The 15,150-nt window shown below is 43.5% G+C and carries 18 protein-coding genes and 1 pseudogene; 9 read left to right on the top strand and 10 right to left on the bottom strand.

The window, feature by feature from the left end; all coding sequences use genetic code 11:
* Positions 1-34 precede the first annotated feature (34 nt).
* Both PL85_RS07995 and tpiA read right to left on the bottom strand, forming a co-directional pair.
* Positions 35-1,372: an MATE family efflux transporter gene (locus tag PL85_RS07995; RefSeq protein WP_115339356.1), complete on the bottom strand. Its 1,338-nt coding sequence runs from the start codon at positions 1,370-1,372 to the stop codon at positions 35-37.
* A 146-nt stretch (positions 1,373-1,518) separates the two neighbouring features.
* Positions 1,519-2,292, bottom strand: coding sequence for a triose-phosphate isomerase (gene tpiA, locus PL85_RS07990; protein ID WP_088729193.1), 774 nt, complete (start codon positions 2,290-2,292; stop codon positions 1,519-1,521).
* 292 nt (positions 2,293-2,584) lie between these two features.
* On the opposite strand from tpiA, the gene PL85_RS07985 reads away from it, so the two are divergent.
* Together PL85_RS07985 and PL85_RS07980 are read left to right on the top strand one after the other, a co-directional pair.
* Positions 2,585-2,932: a 5-carboxymethyl-2-hydroxymuconate Delta-isomerase gene (locus tag PL85_RS07985; protein ID WP_017043199.1), complete on the top strand. Its 348-nt coding sequence runs from the start codon at positions 2,585-2,587 to the stop codon at positions 2,930-2,932.
* Positions 2,933-2,949: 17 nt separating this feature from the next.
* Positions 2,950-3,375, top strand: coding sequence for a DUF805 domain-containing protein (locus PL85_RS07980; protein WP_026027889.1), 426 nt, complete (start codon positions 2,950-2,952; stop codon positions 3,373-3,375).
* A 76-nt stretch (positions 3,376-3,451) separates the two neighbouring features.
* On the opposite strand, the gene PL85_RS07975 is transcribed toward PL85_RS07980, so the two are convergent.
* Complete coding sequence (locus PL85_RS07975) at positions 3,452-3,790, bottom strand: DUF3135 domain-containing protein (RefSeq protein WP_013855858.1); 339 nt, start codon at positions 3,788-3,790, stop codon at positions 3,452-3,454.
* 116 nt (positions 3,791-3,906) lie between these two features.
* Entirely contained in the window at positions 3,907-4,524 is a 618-nt protein-coding gene (locus PL85_RS07970) for a helix-turn-helix transcriptional regulator (RefSeq protein WP_115339355.1), read from the bottom strand.
* A 252-nt stretch (positions 4,525-4,776) separates the two neighbouring features.
* Between PL85_RS07970 and PL85_RS07965 the strand changes: the two genes are divergently transcribed.
* Together PL85_RS07965 and groL are read left to right on the top strand one after the other, a co-directional pair.
* The gene (locus tag PL85_RS07965; RefSeq protein ID WP_010317634.1) at positions 4,777-5,067 is read left to right on the top strand and encodes a co-chaperone GroES; all 291 of its coding nucleotides are present in this window, start codon (positions 4,777-4,779) and stop codon (positions 5,065-5,067) included.
* 69 nt (positions 5,068-5,136) lie between these two features.
* Positions 5,137-6,765, top strand: a complete 1,629-nt coding sequence (groL, locus tag PL85_RS07960) for a chaperonin GroEL (protein WP_115339354.1) — start codon at positions 5,137-5,139, stop codon at positions 6,763-6,765.
* Between the two features lie 77 nt (positions 6,766-6,842).
* On the opposite strand, the gene PL85_RS07955 is transcribed toward groL, so the two are convergent.
* Positions 6,843-7,850: an NADP-dependent oxidoreductase gene (locus PL85_RS07955; RefSeq protein ID WP_088729191.1), complete on the bottom strand. Its 1,008-nt coding sequence runs from the start codon at positions 7,848-7,850 to the stop codon at positions 6,843-6,845.
* Positions 7,851-7,991: 141 nt separating this feature from the next.
* Between PL85_RS07955 and PL85_RS07950 the strand changes: the two genes are divergently transcribed.
* Together PL85_RS07950 and PL85_RS07945 are read left to right on the top strand one after the other, a co-directional pair.
* The gene (locus PL85_RS07950) at positions 7,992-8,945 is read left to right on the top strand and encodes a LysR family transcriptional regulator (protein WP_232473089.1); all 954 of its coding nucleotides are present in this window, start codon (positions 7,992-7,994) and stop codon (positions 8,943-8,945) included.
* Positions 8,946-9,687: 742 nt separating this feature from the next.
* On the top strand, positions 9,688-10,002 hold the full coding sequence (locus PL85_RS07945) for a type II toxin-antitoxin system ParD family antitoxin (RefSeq protein ID WP_088729189.1): 315 nt from the start codon (positions 9,688-9,690) through the stop codon (positions 10,000-10,002).
* On the opposite strand, the gene PL85_RS07940 is transcribed toward PL85_RS07945, so the two are convergent.
* Entirely contained in the window at positions 9,980-10,966 is a 987-nt protein-coding gene (locus PL85_RS07940; protein ID WP_088729188.1) for an IS630 family transposase, read from the bottom strand. The two genes, PL85_RS07945 and PL85_RS07940, sit on opposite strands and share 23 nt — an antisense overlap.
* Positions 10,967-10,968: 2 nt before the next feature.
* Here PL85_RS07940 and PL85_RS07935 point away from each other — a divergent pair.
* Positions 10,969-11,286: pseudogene (locus PL85_RS07935) on the top strand (TCP-1/cpn60 chaperonin family protein); the annotation flags it as partial.
* 190 nt (positions 11,287-11,476) lie between these two features.
* Positions 11,477-12,034 (top strand): VC2662 family protein, encoded by a 558-nt coding sequence (locus PL85_RS07930; RefSeq protein ID WP_026027420.1) that lies wholly within the window; start codon positions 11,477-11,479, stop codon positions 12,032-12,034.
* 49 nt (positions 12,035-12,083) lie between these two features.
* Here the strand turns inward: PL85_RS07930 and PL85_RS07925 are convergent, their stop codons facing one another.
* Positions 12,084-12,557, bottom strand: coding sequence for an MgtC/SapB family protein (locus PL85_RS07925; protein WP_013855863.1), 474 nt, complete (start codon positions 12,555-12,557; stop codon positions 12,084-12,086).
* Between the two features lie 72 nt (positions 12,558-12,629).
* Positions 12,630-13,652, bottom strand: coding sequence for an EF-P beta-lysylation protein EpmB (gene epmB, locus PL85_RS07920; RefSeq protein ID WP_115339353.1), 1,023 nt, complete (start codon positions 13,650-13,652; stop codon positions 12,630-12,632).
* 33 nt (positions 13,653-13,685) lie between these two features.
* On the opposite strand from epmB, the gene efp reads away from it, so the two are divergent.
* Positions 13,686-14,252: an elongation factor P gene (gene efp, locus PL85_RS07915; protein WP_017043203.1), complete on the top strand. Its 567-nt coding sequence runs from the start codon at positions 13,686-13,688 to the stop codon at positions 14,250-14,252.
* A gap of 124 nt (positions 14,253-14,376) precedes the next feature.
* Here the strand turns inward: efp and frdD are convergent, their stop codons facing one another.
* Positions 14,377-14,754 carry a fumarate reductase subunit FrdD gene (frdD, locus tag PL85_RS07910; protein ID WP_010317640.1) on the bottom strand — a complete coding sequence of 126 codons (378 nt, stop codon included), beginning with the start codon at positions 14,752-14,754 and terminating at the stop codon, positions 14,377-14,379.
* A 12-nt stretch (positions 14,755-14,766) separates the two neighbouring features.
* Positions 14,767-15,150 carry a fumarate reductase subunit FrdC gene (gene frdC, locus PL85_RS07905; RefSeq protein WP_094127512.1) on the bottom strand — a complete coding sequence of 128 codons (384 nt, stop codon included), beginning with the start codon at positions 15,148-15,150 and terminating at the stop codon, positions 14,767-14,769.

Raw genomic sequence — 15,150 nt, 5'->3', positions numbered from 1 at the left:
CACCACGACGTGCTCAACCAGATAAATGGTAGCATTAGCGAAACAGGTAAGTTCGTTTTAGACGCAGGGCGTAGTAATAACCCAGCAGCCCACCTAAGGTATTGCCTGCGGCAATCCCGATAAACAGCCCTTCGACATCATAGAGATACGAACCTGACCACGCGGCAGGAAGAGTGAACACAAATAGCCGCATCACGCTCCACTGAAAGGCGCGCATGGGTTGATGCAATGCATTCAATCCAGATACAAGCATCATCACAATGCCTTGAAAGCCATAGCTCAGTGGCACCACCAGCAAATAGTGCCACAATAGATCGCGCACCGAGGGCTCTTGAGAAAATAGGGCTGACAAAGGGATGCTCAGCGGTACCATCATCGCAAAAATCATCAATTGAAATACGATAGAAAAACGCATGCTGAGGAACAGGCCAGCAAAGCTACGCTCGATATTTTTTGCGCCGATGTTTTGTGCCATAAAGGGAGTCAGTGCTGAGGTTAGTGACATCAAGACCAAAATGAGTATCGACTCAATACGCTGCGCGGCGCCGTAAGCGGCCACGGCAGCCGTGCCATGACTGGCCAGCATTATCATTAATAGCGCGCCAGAGAGTGGATTCATTGCATTGGAGAGTGCCGCTGGTGTGCCCACTTTTAAGATCTGCTGCCAATCATGCCATAAAGTAGGAAAATACGGCCATGCCAATAATTTTTCTCTTTTGATTAAGACATATAGCGATCCACACAGTGCGCCTAACCAACTGAATGCACTGGCAATAGCAGCACCCTGGATTCCTAATTCAGGGAAAGGGCCATAACCAAAAATCAGCAGCGGATCGAGCAGACCGTTAATACAACCTGCGAGCATCATAATTTTAGCCGGTGTTTTGGTGTCACCTGTGGCTCGAATTGCGCTGTTACCAGCCATGGGAATAACGAGCAAAGGAATAGTCAAATACCAAACCTGCATGTATTGCTCAATCAAAGGGATTAAATCGTCAGTGGCACCAAGCAGTAGGAAGAGTGGCTTAATGGTCAGTAAACCCAGAATTGAAGCGAATGTCACCAGCACCACAGCCAGTAACACACCGTGACTAGAAAAACGCGCCGCATTCTTAGCGTCACCTTGACCGAGTAAGCGGCCAATACTCGTCGAAAGTCCAATACCAATTCCCATGGTGATGCAGTTGACCGCAAAGGTGACGGGAAAGGTAAAACTGATGGCGGCAAGAGATTCGGTGCCCAGCAGTGAGATAAAAAAGGTGTCGACCAAGTTAAACATCAAAATCGCGATCAAACCAAAAATCATTGGGATCGTCATTTGACTGAGCACATTTGGAATTGGGGCGGTTAATAGGCCGTGTTTATCGTGCATTACTGGCAACGTAGGTTAAGCAAAACGTTAGGATACTTGATTCTGGCGATCGCGACTATAGCTGCTAGGATGGGAAGCGTGACGAGAGTGAAGAAACAAAAAGGCCAGCAAATGCTGACCTTCTTAACGATAATTAGTGTGAATAATTACGCTTTTTTCGCTTCAGCTGCTGCTTTTGCGATAGCTGCAAAGCTTTTCGCATCAAGTGCTGCGCCGCCAACTAGAGCACCATCAATGTCTGGTTGTGCGAAGTAAGCTGCTGCATTTTCAGGTTTTACAGAACCGCCGTATTGGATAACGACATTCTTCGCGACTGCTTCTGATTTTGCAGCAATGTGCGCGCGAATGGCAGCGTGAATACGTTGAGCATCATCTGCTGTTGCTGCTTTACCTGTGCCGATCGCCCAGATTGGTTCGTAAGCGATGATCGCACCTTCTAGCGCTTCAACACCTTGAGTGTTGATCACAGCGTCAAGTTGACGTGCACATACGGCCACTGTTTCGCCAGCTTCGTTTTGTGCTTCAGATTCACCGATACAAAGTACTGGTGTTAGGCCATTTTCTTTTAGGAATGCAAATTTTTGCGCCACAAATTCATCGGATTCGTTGTGGTATTCACGACGCTCTGAGTGACCAATGATGATGTGTGTTGCACCGAATTCTTTCAGCATTGCTGGAGACATATCGCCAGTGAATGCGCCACTGTTGTGTACGTCGCTGTTTTGGGCACCCAGAATGATCGCGCTACCCGCATCGGTCAGAGTGCGCTCTGCTAGGTCAATAAAAAGTGCTGGTGGAGCAACGGCTACGTCAACACCAGTTACGCCTTCAAGCTCTGTATTCAGACCATTTAGCAGCTCAACAACCATCTCTTTGCTGCCGTTTAGTTTCCAGTTACCCATAACTACAGGATGACGCATAGGAATATCTCCATTATCTATCAAAGTTAAAATGAATGAATGTCAAAAATAAACGTGATTGCGAAAGAATATAACAGATAAAATCGGTCAGATCATGATTCGAGTCATGACTTTATGGGATCTTAAGCAATGCGTGATACCCCTTATCAGTGATCAGATAGACAGAATAGCCGATAATGGCTCGGATTTTACGAGATTAATTGCTATTAGTGGCTGTTAAAAGAAAAGCTAGTGATACCAATAAGGCTCACCAGTGTTGAAATTTGATCATGAATGAAGAAAAGGAATTCGTATGCCCAACCTTGTTATGGAATACTCGAACTCTGTGGATGAACGTGTGAATGTTCAAGGGTTATTGGAAGATCTTCACCAAGTCGCACTTCGCTGCGGATTATTTGACGCTGACTCAGTAAAATCACGGGCGCTACGCTGCCACCATTGGTGCATTGGTGAAGAGGGCGACAGTGTTGATTTTATTCACCTCAGCTTTGATTTACTGTCAGGGCGGACACCTGAACAAAAAAGAGAGTTGTCACGTCAATTAATGGCGGTATTGCAACAGCAAGCTAGTCAAGTCAGGAGTCTGACCGTGAATGTGCGTGATATGGATAAAGATTGCTTCCAAAAGGTTGTAAATTAACCATTTTAGGTAACAAGATGTCGATTAAAGAACTGCTATTTTCATTTCAAGGACGCATCGGGCGCAAAGTATTTTGGATGTGGAATCTCTGTTATTACGCGTCCATTATGGGCTTCGCACTCGCTGCAAACCAAATATTTCCTGCCTATACGCACCTGATCTTGCCGCTGTTTTTGCTAGTGGTGTTACTGCCTGATTTGGCCATCACGGTAAAACGTTGGCATGACAGAGATAAGTCTGCTTGGTGGTTATTGCTTAATGTCCCTTTGGTGATAGGCCGTATGAGTATGCCTTTTGCGAGTGCCGAGATCGCCACTCAAGCCAGTATGACAGAGTCATTGGTATCGCTGGTCGCACTGGTTTGTGGCTCATGGATTTTAGTCGAATGTGGTTTTATGAAGGGAACGCAAAGCCGCAACCGCTACGGACCTGAACCTGAGTAAACTTGATAGAAAAAAATTGATGAAACAACAGGAGGCCAATGCCTCCTGTTGTTTTAAAAAGCTTCAAATAGCGAGGTTAACGCCAGTCGCTGTGGCGCGGCACAAATGGAATGATGGTCGCGCTCGGTTGAGTGCGCGCCGATTCGCCATCTAAGGCATTTCTAAATTTCATCATCTGTTCGCCGAGCTCACGCATCAGCATAACATTAGCATGGACAGGGTTTTTGCATTGGCTCACCACCAAGTCAATGTGACTTTGCTGAGCCCATAACCTGTCTTGCATGTTGTTGGAAGAGGAGAGGATCATCTCTTCACAGATATCTTTTTTCAGTTGCGTAAAGGCATCTGGATTATGTTTGGCAAGTTCAACCAACTCATCAAAAGAAGGTAAGGCCTGTTTTTGAGGGGGCTCCATATCTTTCTCCTTTACACTATTTCTCTGTTGATTATTTTATCAACACAATGAAAGCATAACCGATCAATAAGGTAGGAGTTGGAACGAAATCGCCATTTCTTACTAATGAGACGATCTTAGCGTGGTGTGATTTGATAACGGCAGCGACGCTCACCCATAATGATGTGTTCGCTCCGCTCAACTACATATTGCTCACCGATCAACGTTTGGAAAATATTAAGTTCAGATTGGCACAGATTAGGGCAGCGTACCGCAGCTTTACAGATAGGGCAATGGTTCTCAATTAAAGTGTAACCGTTCGTTGATGGTATGAGCTCTGCCATATAGCCTTCTTGCTCACGAAGCGTCACTAGCTTAGCTAGTTTTTCTTCTAAACTGTGGCAATCAATTAATGCGTGTTGATACTGTGCTAATGTGTGAGCTTCACGCTCTGCCGCCACTTTGGCTAGTCCTTCTTTACCAAAAAGGTGCTCAACAGCATCAATCACTTGGATGATCAACTCGCCATGCCGATCAGCAAATTGGTCGTGGCCTTGTTGTGTCAAAGACCAGTGTCGAGTAGGGCGTCCGACTTTTACTTTGACATCATGAAACGCCACAATGCCATCATCTTCCAAACTTTGTAGGTGCTGGCGAGCCCCCATGGTGGTAATACCTAGGTCGTCGGCCAGTCGTTTAGCGGTTACCGCTCCATCGCGTTTGATGGTTTGAAGTATTCGGTCAATGGTTTTCATCGCATTCCTCTGTTTGCCTTATCTATTATGAAGAAGCAGCTTAATAAAGCAAATTATTGACTATACAGGATGAGCCGCTAGTAACTTTTGTCAGCACAGAACCAAGATTCGCTATCAATTCGTTAAATAGATCACAAAATTTTCGCTTTCCCCCCTTGGGATCCCTTGCTTGCTCCCCCACTTATCACTCACGAGCTGAGTAATCAGCCTTTTCATAAACCTAACGGAAAATCTAATCAGGAGAGACGACCGATGAACATTCGTCCATTACACGACCGAGTTATCGTTGAACGCCAAGAAGTTGAATCTAAATCTGCTGGTGGCATTGTTCTAACAGGTTCCGCTGCAGAGAAATCGACTCGCGGCGTCATCTTAGCAGTAGGCAAAGGCCGAATCCTTGAAAATGGTTCGGTACAACCGCTGGATGTCAAAGTAGGTGATACGGTTATTTTTGCAGAAAGCTACGGTACTAAAACGGAAAAGATCGACGGTAAAGAAGTGCTCATTATGTCTGAAAACGACATCATGGCGATTGTCGAGTAAGCATTGAGTAATTTTTGCTCTGATTCAAAAACGATTGATTAAAACAGAATTTAGAAAAGGAAATTAAAGATGGCTGCTAAAGACGTTAAATTTGGTAACGATGCACGTATTAAAATGCTAGAAGGCGTTAATATTCTAGCCGATGCAGTAAAAGTCACCCTTGGCCCTAAAGGCCGTAACGTTGTGATAGATAAATCGTTTGGTTCACCTATTATCACCAAAGATGGTGTCACTGTTGCGCGTGAAATTGAACTGGAAGACAAATTCCAGAACATGGGTGCACAAATGGTGAAAGAAGTTGCTTCTCAAGCTAACGATGCAGCGGGTGACGGAACGACAACCGCAACGGTATTAGCGCAAGCGATCATCACTGAAGGCTTGAAAGCTGTAGCAGCGGGTATGAACCCAATGGATCTTAAGCGTGGTATCGACAAAGCTGTCGTGGCGGCGGTTGAAGCGTTGAAAGAGCTTTCAGTACCTTGTTCAGACACTAAAGCTATTGCGCAAGTGGGTACTATTTCTGCGAACTCGGATTCAAGCGTGGGTAACATCATTGCTGAAGCGATGGAAAAAGTGGGCCGAGATGGCGTTATCACTGTTGAAGAAGGCCAAGCACTGCAAGATGAACTCGATGTAGTGGAAGGTATGCAGTTTGATCGTGGTTACCTATCTCCTTACTTCATTAATAACCAAGAAGCGGGCAGTGTTGATCTAGATAGCCCATTCATCCTATTGGTTGATAAGAAAATTTCTAACATTCGCGAACTGCTTCCTGCACTTGAAGCGGTAGCAAAAGCTTCTCGTCCACTACTGATTGTGGCGGAAGATGTTGAAGGTGAAGCATTGGCGACGCTGGTTGTGAACAACATGCGTGGCATTGTAAAAGTTGCTGCCGTGAAAGCACCTGGTTTTGGTGATCGCCGTAAAGCGATGCTACAAGACATTGCTACCCTAACGGGCGGTACTGTGATTTCTGAAGAGATCGGTCTTGAGCTTGAAAAAGTGACCTTGGAAGATCTAGGCCAAGCGAAGCGCATCTCTATCACTAAAGAAAACACCACCATCATTGATGGTGCAGGTGAAGAGCAAGCCATTAAAGGTCGCGTTGCACAAATTCGTCAACAAATTGAAGACGCAACTTCAGATTACGACAAAGAAAAACTACAAGAACGCGTGGCCAAACTGGCAGGTGGCGTTGCAGTGATCAAAGTCGGTGCAACCACTGAAGTTGAAATGAAAGAGAAGAAAGATCGTGTAGAAGATGCACTGCATGCAACTCGCGCAGCCGTTGAAGAAGGCGTGGTTGCGGGTGGTGGTGTTGCACTGATCCGTGCGGCTGCTAAAGTTGCGGGCCTTGAAGGTGACAACGAAGAGCAAAACGTAGGTATTCGTGTTGCACTACGTGCGATGGAAGCACCAATTCGTCAAATCGTGAAAAACGCGGGCGAAGAGGATTCTGTTGTGGCTAACAATGTTCGCGCTGGTGAAGGTAACTATGGTTACAACGCTGCGACGGGTGAATATGGCGATATGATCGACATGGGTATTTTGGACCCAACCAAAGTGACTCGTAGCGCATTGCAATTTGCTGCGTCAGTTGCTGGGCTTATGATCACAACAGAAGCGATGGTAACCGACTTACCACAGAAAGAATCTGCTGGCATGCCTGATATGGGCGGCATGGGTGGCATGATGTAGTAGAGTGAAAACTCTATAATTATAGCTCTAACTATTTAAAAGAAGCCCAAATATTACCATTTGGGCTTCTTATCTATTTAGTCAACAAAATTAATAACGATTTTTCCTTTAGCACGTCCTTTTACTAAACTATTAAATGCTTCTACGCTGTTATCAAACTTGTAAACTGAGTCAATTACTGGGGTTATTGTATTGGCAACATATAAATCAGCTAGGGCAGATAGTTGCTGACCATTAGGTGACATTAATACAAAGCGGTACAATGCTTTCTTTTGCTCTGCTGCTTTTGTTACTTTTCTAGCTTTTAAGGCGAGTAATCCGCGAATAAAAAAGCTTAATCCTAAATTTTTAGTTGTTTGACCATCAAGGTCACCAGAAACAGAAACAACACGTCCACCCATTTTTATAACTTTAAATGCGTCTGCTGTGTAGTCTCCACCTAAAGTATCAAACACGACATCAAAGTCTTTAACTTCATTGAGGTAATTTTCAGTTTTGTAATCGATCACTTGGTCAGCACCAATTCTTTTGACTAAGTCAACATTTGCTGTGCTTGTTGTGGTTGCGACAAAAGCGCCTAAACTTTTTGCTAACTGAATGGCAACCGTGCCTAAGCCACCAGAACCTGCATGAATTAATACTTTTTCACCTGATTGCAACTTAGCAATATCGATTAACGCTTGGTATGCGGTTAGGCCAACTAACGGTATGCTTGCTGCTTCTTCATGGCTCAAATTGTTTGGCTTCTTAACGATATGATCGGCATCAGAAACAGCATATTCCGCTAGTGTGCCTGCATAAGGTTCAGCGACTCTTGAAAAAACTTCATCACCAATGGCTAGTCCTTTTACGTTTGCCCCAATTTCTGCAACAACGCCACTGACATCACGGCCGATACCTGCAGGGAATGTAAGTTTTGAAAAAGCTTTCATATCGCCTCGCAACACTTTGTAGTCAATCGGATTAATACTTGCAGCATGCGTTTTGATTAATACTTGGTTGTTGCTAATTTGTGGTTTTGCTACCGTTTGAAATGCTAAGCTAGTATTTACATCGCCGTATTGGGTCATCATTAATGCTTTCATGTTTTTATTCCTAATTTAATATTTTATAAGGGAGTTAATGCATTGCTGCAACTCGATTGAGATGAATGTTACAGATAAGCTGTCTAAAGAAAAATAGGTAAAACGGCAAATCACTATTGTCTTTAAAACAACAATAGGGCATTGTTTGGCATTATTGATACAGGTTATGCGGGTATTATGGATAAAATGAGGGCTCTGCGTTACTTTAAACGTGTAGCGGAATTAAAAAGTTTTAGTTTAGCAGCGCAAGAATTTTCAGTGCCGTCTTCTTCTATTTCGCGACGAATTAAAGATCTTGAATCAATACTAGGGTTAGAGTTATTAAAGCGCTCAACTCGTATTGTTGAGCTAACAGAACTTGGCTCACTCTATTACGACATGATTATTGAGGGGCTGGAGAAGCTCGATGATGCCGATGAATTGATGATGCAGCGTATGAGTACACCCGAAGGGATACTAAGAATAAGTGCCATGCCTAGCTATGGTGAGCAAATACTGTCGCCTATATTAGAAAAATTCCAGCAAGATCACCCGTTAATAACCCTTGATTTAGACTACTCTGATAGCCTGACCGTGTTAGGTAAAGACCCCATTGATATTGCTATTCGTTCTGGTTTTGCACCTGATGAGCGCGTTGTGGCGAAACAATTAAGTAAAAATAACTTTAAATTAGTAGCGTCGCCAAAACTGCTGTATTCACTTCAACTTTTGTATAACAAAGAGGTGTTATCTTTTCAAGATTTAGAACATTGTCCGACCTTACAACATAGAGTCGCCAGTGGTGCGCTCCCTTGGTGGGTTAATGAAAACAGTCACTGGAAAAAAATTGCTATTAATCCTGTTGTTATTTGTAACAACGGGAAAACATTATTAAATGCGGCGTTGACTGATCGAGGACTGATGTTAGCGCCGTCTTGGGGAGTAGATAAATATATTGAATCAGGGGAGTTAGTTGAAGTAGCAACTGACTTTCCAATAAATATTACTCAGCGTGCTGATGCCGGTATTTTTATATTGTATCAACGCTCAAAGTATCAAATTTCTAAAGTAAAACTATGCATAGATTTTATCATGCATCAACTCAATATTGATTAATTTTATCTAAATTTTTTAAAAAGTTATTGTCATCCTCCCTCTGGGCTAACCAGTGTTCTATCTCACTTTGGCCAATTAATGTAACTTATAACTCGGCTCGGGGGCGTTATGCCTTATGAAAATAATACTTAACCTCAACTCGGGTTAATGAACGAGTATAAAATCCGTTAACTATCTAATAATTTAACAAAAAACAATTTATTGAATAAATGGAATGCAAGTAATTGGATTTAGTTGGATAAGTATTTATATATAAAAATTTTAAATATAACACTAAAGTTGATTATTTCATTAAAATTCAATTGGTTAGAGTTAGTTCCGAATAATTAGGGGGTTAAAGTGGGGGGTGATAAGTAATCCCAACTCAATAAGTCCTATTAAAACAAAAGGATAAATGCTATATGGGGGAACATGTAGTAGATTTTAGCCTAAATCGCTTTTCTAGGAAGCCATAACATATTGATGTTATATCTTTTTTTTGTTTCTGTTTTTCAACAAACGTTATAATTTTAGGGGTTAAAGTGGGGGCGATAATTTCTTCCATATGGTTAGTTCTATAAATACAAGGTGATAATTCATCCATGGGCAGCATATTGTGGCTTTCAGTAGCGTGATCGTATCAATTAATGATGCCAGAAAAGTAGTCAACTGACTTTTACTTTCATCACTCTCTTTTAGTTAAACTTGAATTGGGCGCATATAGTGCGCATAATATGGGTATTAAATGGTTGGAGTGTTAATTATGAATATTACTTTAGGCAAAGAATTCGAAAGAAGGATCACAGAGAAAGTCTCTGATGGTTTATATACCTCAGCGAGTGAAGTGATCCGTGATGGGTTGAGATTGTTGTTTGAAAAAGATGTGACTAAAAATCAACAGCTCGAAATATTACGCGAAGAAGTAGCTAAAGGTTTTGAACAGCTAGCTGCGGGCGAATCGTCAAATCGCAGTGTTATGGATATATTTGAACAAGCCTCTATTTCCGTAAATAAACAGTCTGAAAGTATGGGCGACAATGCCAACCTATACCGAATCAACTTGAAGATGCAGGCTTGAGAACCTGAAAATGATCATTAATTCGAGATGTCAAAGAGCCTGCGATCTCTGGAAGAGTCACAGAAAAAAATTGGTCTATTGCCGCCTTGAAGTCCCGTTTTCTTTTGAAGTAAACGTTGTTCCTCGACTTCTCATTCATTACTTTCCATAGCCGCTCTATTGGGTTGAGGTTTGGACTGTAAGGTGGAAGATAATGCAGTTTAATATTCAGGACAAACGCCGCATCTTTGACTAAGTCACTGCGGTGATATCCCGCACCATCTAATATGATATGAAGCTTATGGGCTAACGAATAACTCTCTCTTAACTTACAGAAAAAACGAACAATCGATTCACTGTTAATGCTCTCATAGTCGTGAACAATGGTTGCACCAATATCCGACAGGTTCAGTGCGCCAATAATGTTCAATCGGCTACGATTACCCGTTGTTTCAATCACTTTATCCTGACCAGTACGTATCCAGCCATGCGATATCTTTGTTGATAGTGTTGGGTGAACTGCATCGATAAAGACTATCGATTCATCCTCGCCACAGCTTGCCTTTAGCGCTTCATACGCCTCTATGAATGCTTGCTGTTTTGCTTCATCAAACTTGTGTGGTATGCCTTTCGGTTGCTTGTAGCTAAAACCATTATGGTGAAGCCATTTGTTCATACCAGAAACAGTATAATCAAGCCCAAACGTCTCTTTAACATAGGCGACAATTTGATGAGTATGAGAATAGGTTTTCTCAGTCAAATGCTCGATTAGGTGCATGGTTTGAATAGCAGAAAGCTTGCTTTGGCTTCCTCCATTCTCAGGCTTAAGTTTTTCAGAAAGTACGTAGTCACTGAGGTGACGTGCAACGGTCGATTCATGAATACGAAGAGCTTGTGAAATCATAGTCTGACTCCAGCCTTCAGAAGCCAGCAAAACAGCCTTAATACGGTCGCAAACTCGACTATCACGCTCAATGTCGTGCATCTGTTCGAGTTGCACTACGTGCGATGGAAGCACCAATTCGTCAAATCGTGAAAAACGCGGGCGAAGAGGATTCTGTTGTGGCTAACAATGTTCGCGCTGGTGAAGGTAACTATGGTTACAACGCTGCGACGGGTGAATATGGCGATATGATCGACATGGGTATTTTGGATCCAACCAAAGTGACTCGTAGTGCACTACAGTTCGCAGCTTCAGTCGCGGGCCTCATGATCACCACAGAAGCTATGGTGACTGAGCTACCGAAGAAAGAAGCGGCAATGCCTGATATGGGTGGCATGGGCGGTATGGGAGGGATGATGTAATCATCCTCTCTCAATAAGAAACCGGAGCTTGCCTCCGGTTTTTTTTCGCATAATTAGCTCAATCCTGACGTTTGAGTGATCCGACTCTTCTAGACTTCGTCTCTTCACTGATCACAATTTGGTGATGATGTGAGTGGAATAGCGTGAACAAACCAAATATTAACGGTTTCATTGGTCAATGGAGATCTTTATGAAAAAAGTACTTTCAGCACTAGCCGTAGTGGCTGCGTTATCTTCTTCTGTTGCGATGGCTGGCACTCCAGTTATGTTTTCTTCCATCAATAACTTCAATGCGCCGGATGAAAATGCGGTATCAGGCGTTCGTGTTGCGGCTCTTTACGGTAAAGTGAATGAGGTTAAAGGCTTAGATCTCGCCGTTGTTGGATTATCTGAAACTGACTCTACGACGGGTGTAAATTTAGGTCTTTTAGGGGCATCGAAAGTCAATCAAGAGATGACTGGTGCTTCACTCGGTTTGTTAAACTGGAATACAGGGCAAACCGTGGGTGCTAACGTGGGTGTAGTGAATCTGACCAACAATGTACAAGGTGCTAACGTCAGTCTAGTGAACTACTCTGAAGGTAATACCATGGTTGATGTTGGTGCAGCAAACTTCTCTGATACATCGAAAGTGCAAGTGGGTTTGTTCAACAAAACCACAAAAATTGAAGGTGTTCAGGTTGGTCTAATTAACTGTGCGGATAACGGTTTCTTTAAGTGTTTTCCTATCATCAACTTTGCTAAATAGCCGATGAATTGAAATCGAAAGAGCAGCATCAAGCTGCTCTTTTTTCACCTTATGTACGACGACGAAAGCGTTGATGAACACCACGGCGCAAACTTTGAAAGCTATTTTCTACCTTATCCACGCCATACAACACACACAATGCTAATACCGTGATAATGATGGATTGCTGTAAGTAACCAAGACCGATCATCAATCCCAGTGATGCCAGTACCCAAATAACAGCGGCTGAGGTGACGCCATGGATTTTCCCATCTTGAGTCATCATCACGCCTGCGCCTAAAAAACCAACCCCAGTAATAATTTGTCCAAGCACGCGAGCTTGATCTAAAGTGTTAGGGGACAGTGATACGGCCATCGCTAGAAAGAGATAAGTCCCTGAGATGATTAATATTGATGTGCGAATGCCCACAGGTTTACCGCGGGTCTGGCGTTCAACGCCAATCAGTAACCCATTGATAGCACAGCACAATAATGCAGACCAACTGAATGGACTAAGATCAAGAAATTGTCCGAGAGATTGCATGATGGTTTTCCCAAAAGTATGAAGGTAAGAGTTCGTTGATTGACACCGAACCGCTCTTTTGAAGTTCTGTAATTACTCAAGATGCAGATCGAGTGGCGTTTTACTGGCTCTGCCACCGATTTCTCGAGTTAGCTTAGCAACAAGATAGCCCGATACTCGCTCAATGACACCTGCCATTATTTCTTTTGCTTTTTGATCACTAACAAAAAAGTGCGCTGCGCCTTGCACTTTATCCAGCACATGCAAGTAGTAAGGCAAAATTCCTGCATCAAATAACGTTTCGCTGAGCGCGACTTGCGCGTCAACGCTATCATTGACACCTTTTAACAATACACCTTGGTTGAGTAAGGTAACATTGATGGCGCGCAGACGACTCATCTGCTGTTTGAATTCTAGATTGATTTCATTGGCATGGTTAATGTGCGTCACCAAAATGACTTGTAAGCGAGTTTCACGCAGCAGATCACACAATGCATCGGTGATTCGAGCGGGGATCACCACGGGCAAGCGCGAGTGAATACGCAACCGTTTAATATGAGGCACGCTGCTGATTGCATCGATGAGCCAACGCAGTTCTTCATCTTTCGCCATTAACGGATCACCGCCCGATAAAATGACCTCATTGAGCTCGGGATGCGCGGCAATATAGTCGACACTTTGCTGCCACACCGGCTTTGAGCCTTTATTCTCTTGGTAGGGGAAATGACGACGAAAGCAGTAACGGCAGTTAATCGCACAACCACCTTTGACTATCATTAGCACTCGGTTGCGGTATTTATGCAGCAATCCCGGAATGGCATTGTTTTGCTCATCAAGCGGATCATTTGAGTACCCATCATGCCATTCAAACTCTTCATTGAGTGGCAAAACTTGACGCAACAGGGGATCGTAAGGGTTTCCTTTTTCCATGCGATCGACAAAACTTTGTGGCACCCGTAGTGCGAAGAGTTTGCGTGCGGCAAACCCGTTTTGCCAAAGGGCAGGATCAATCTCTAACTGCTGGAGAAGCTCTGCAGGGTTTGAGATCGCATTCGTTAATTGTTGAAGCCAGTTTTGCTCAACAGAATCAAGTTTTCGGGTTATTATATGCGGCATTGAATTTAACTCGAAGAATGGTAAGAGGAAAAAATGGCTACTGTTAGCACGAATGAATTTAAAGGCGGTCTCAAAATTATGCTTGATAATGAGCCTTGTGTCATTCTCGAAAATGAATATGTGAAACCAGGTAAAGGCCAAGCCTTCAACCGTGTCAAAATCCGTAAACTTCTTTCTGGCAAAGTGTTGGAAAAAACATTTAAGTCAGGTGATTCAGTAGAAACGGCTGACGTAATGGATATCGATCTTGATTATCTCTATAACGACGGCGAATTCTACCACTTTATGAATAATGAAACATTCGAGCAAATTGCGGCGGATAATAAAGCGGTGGGTGAAAGCGCAAAATGGCTAGTGGAAAACAACACTTGCATGTTGACGCTTTGGAACGGCAACCCAATTGCGGTAACGCCACCAAACTTTGTTGAACTTGAAGTGGCTGAAACTGATCCAGGCTTGAAAGGTGATACGCAAGGTACGGGTGGTAAACCCGCTACGTTGGTCACAGGTGCTGTGGTACGTGTGCCACTGTTCATCTCTATCGGTGAAGTGATCAAAGTGGATACCCGCTCTGGCGAGTACGTAGGTCGAGTCAAATAATAACCTTAAAGTAAGTAAGAAGGTCGCTCGTTAAGCGGCCTTTTTTATTGCTCCAAAGCTGAGTGAGTGCCGTAATAAAAAAGAGCTGCCGAGGCAGCTCTTTGATGTCATCACTTTTCCATCTTTAAATCATAAAGATAAAAACGACTGCGAGCGCGGAAATTAGCCCAGCAAACGCATAACAAGCGATTTTACCCACTAAACCGGTGTGGAATTTTAGGTCATGCATACCGTGGTGAACACGGTGCATGGCATGCCACATCGGTAAGGCTAATGTGCCAATGATAAACAGTGCGCCGATGATGCTAGTCGCAAAACTCGAAACGCGTTCATAACTCATTGCTTCAGCATCGATAATGCCTAATGGTGCTAAAATACCCAACACGAGAATGGTGATCGGGGTAATCATCGCAAACCATGTTCCACCGGCACCAAACAGCCCCCACCAGATAGGTTCATCAGAACGTTTTGGCGTGCGATTTACCTTATAATTGTTGTTCATGACTATAAGCTCCTACACCACGATGAGAACAATCAGTGAGATAAACGCAACCGCTGCCCACTGAGTTAAGACGATGATTTTCTTGTCGACTAGCTTACCTTTCAAGCGGATTGGCATCACTTGCGGCATCATGCTAAAGAAGGTTTGTGCATGCAGCAAACTCCCCGCTAACGCGACAATATTGATTGCGACCACAATTGGGTTTGCCATAAAGCTTAGCCAGCCTTCCCATGCTTCAGGGCCTTTAACCAAGCAGCCCAAGCCAAAGGTAAGGAATAAGGTAAAGAATATCAGTGGCAGTACCGTGGCTTCGCGTAACATGTAGAAGCGGTAGAATGGGTGATCTTTCCACCAAGTACGTGTCATTTCACGAACGTAAGGTTTACGGTTACTCAT

It is taken from the genome of Vibrio anguillarum, assembly GCF_001989995.2.
Lineage (GTDB): Bacteria > Pseudomonadota > Gammaproteobacteria > Enterobacterales > Vibrionaceae > Vibrio > Vibrio anguillarum.
The sequence above is the reverse complement of the archived record's forward strand: the minus strand, read 5'-3'. Positions and strand labels throughout refer to the sequence as shown.

What these genes read in the sequence shown, in the direction of transcription:
- frdD (WP_010317640.1), bottom strand. Translation starts at nt 14,754, where the DNA reads ATGAACAACAATTATAAGGTAAATCGCACGCCAAAACGTTCTGATGAA.
- groL (WP_115339354.1), top strand. Translation starts at nt 5,137, where the DNA reads ATGGCTGCTAAAGACGTTAAATTTGGTAACGATGCACGTATTAAAATG.
- PL85_RS07980 (WP_026027889.1), top strand. Translation starts at nt 2,950, where the DNA reads ATGTCGATTAAAGAACTGCTATTTTCATTTCAAGGACGCATCGGGCGC.
- PL85_RS07970 (WP_115339355.1), bottom strand. Translation starts at nt 4,524, where the DNA reads ATGAAAACCATTGACCGAATACTTCAAACCATCAAACGCGATGGAGCG.
- PL85_RS07940 (WP_088729188.1), bottom strand. Translation starts at nt 10,966, where the DNA reads ATGCACGACATTGAGCGTGATAGTCGAGTTTGCGACCGTATTAAGGCT.
- PL85_RS07975 (WP_013855858.1), bottom strand. Translation starts at nt 3,790, where the DNA reads ATGGAGCCCCCTCAAAAACAGGCCTTACCTTCTTTTGATGAGTTGGTT.
- tpiA (WP_088729193.1), bottom strand. Translation starts at nt 2,292, where the DNA reads ATGCGTCATCCTGTAGTTATGGGTAACTGGAAACTAAACGGCAGCAAA.
- PL85_RS07925 (WP_013855863.1), bottom strand. Translation starts at nt 12,557, where the DNA reads ATGCAATCTCTCGGACAATTTCTTGATCTTAGTCCATTCAGTTGGTCT.
- PL85_RS07930 (WP_026027420.1), top strand. Translation starts at nt 11,477, where the DNA reads ATGAAAAAAGTACTTTCAGCACTAGCCGTAGTGGCTGCGTTATCTTCT.
- PL85_RS07985 (WP_017043199.1), top strand. Translation starts at nt 2,585, where the DNA reads ATGCCCAACCTTGTTATGGAATACTCGAACTCTGTGGATGAACGTGTG.
- PL85_RS07945 (WP_088729189.1), top strand. Translation starts at nt 9,688, where the DNA reads ATGAATATTACTTTAGGCAAAGAATTCGAAAGAAGGATCACAGAGAAA.
- frdC (WP_094127512.1), bottom strand. Translation starts at nt 15,150, where the DNA reads ATGAGTAACCGTAAACCTTACGTTCGTGAAATGACACGTACTTGGTGG.
- PL85_RS07995 (WP_115339356.1), bottom strand. Translation starts at nt 1,372, where the DNA reads ATGCACGATAAACACGGCCTATTAACCGCCCCAATTCCAAATGTGCTC.
- epmB (WP_115339353.1), bottom strand. Translation starts at nt 13,652, where the DNA reads ATGCCGCATATAATAACCCGAAAACTTGATTCTGTTGAGCAAAACTGG.
- PL85_RS07955 (WP_088729191.1), bottom strand. Translation starts at nt 7,850, where the DNA reads ATGAAAGCATTAATGATGACCCAATACGGCGATGTAAATACTAGCTTA.
- efp (WP_017043203.1), top strand. Translation starts at nt 13,686, where the DNA reads ATGGCTACTGTTAGCACGAATGAATTTAAAGGCGGTCTCAAAATTATG.
- PL85_RS07965 (WP_010317634.1), top strand. Translation starts at nt 4,777, where the DNA reads ATGAACATTCGTCCATTACACGACCGAGTTATCGTTGAACGCCAAGAA.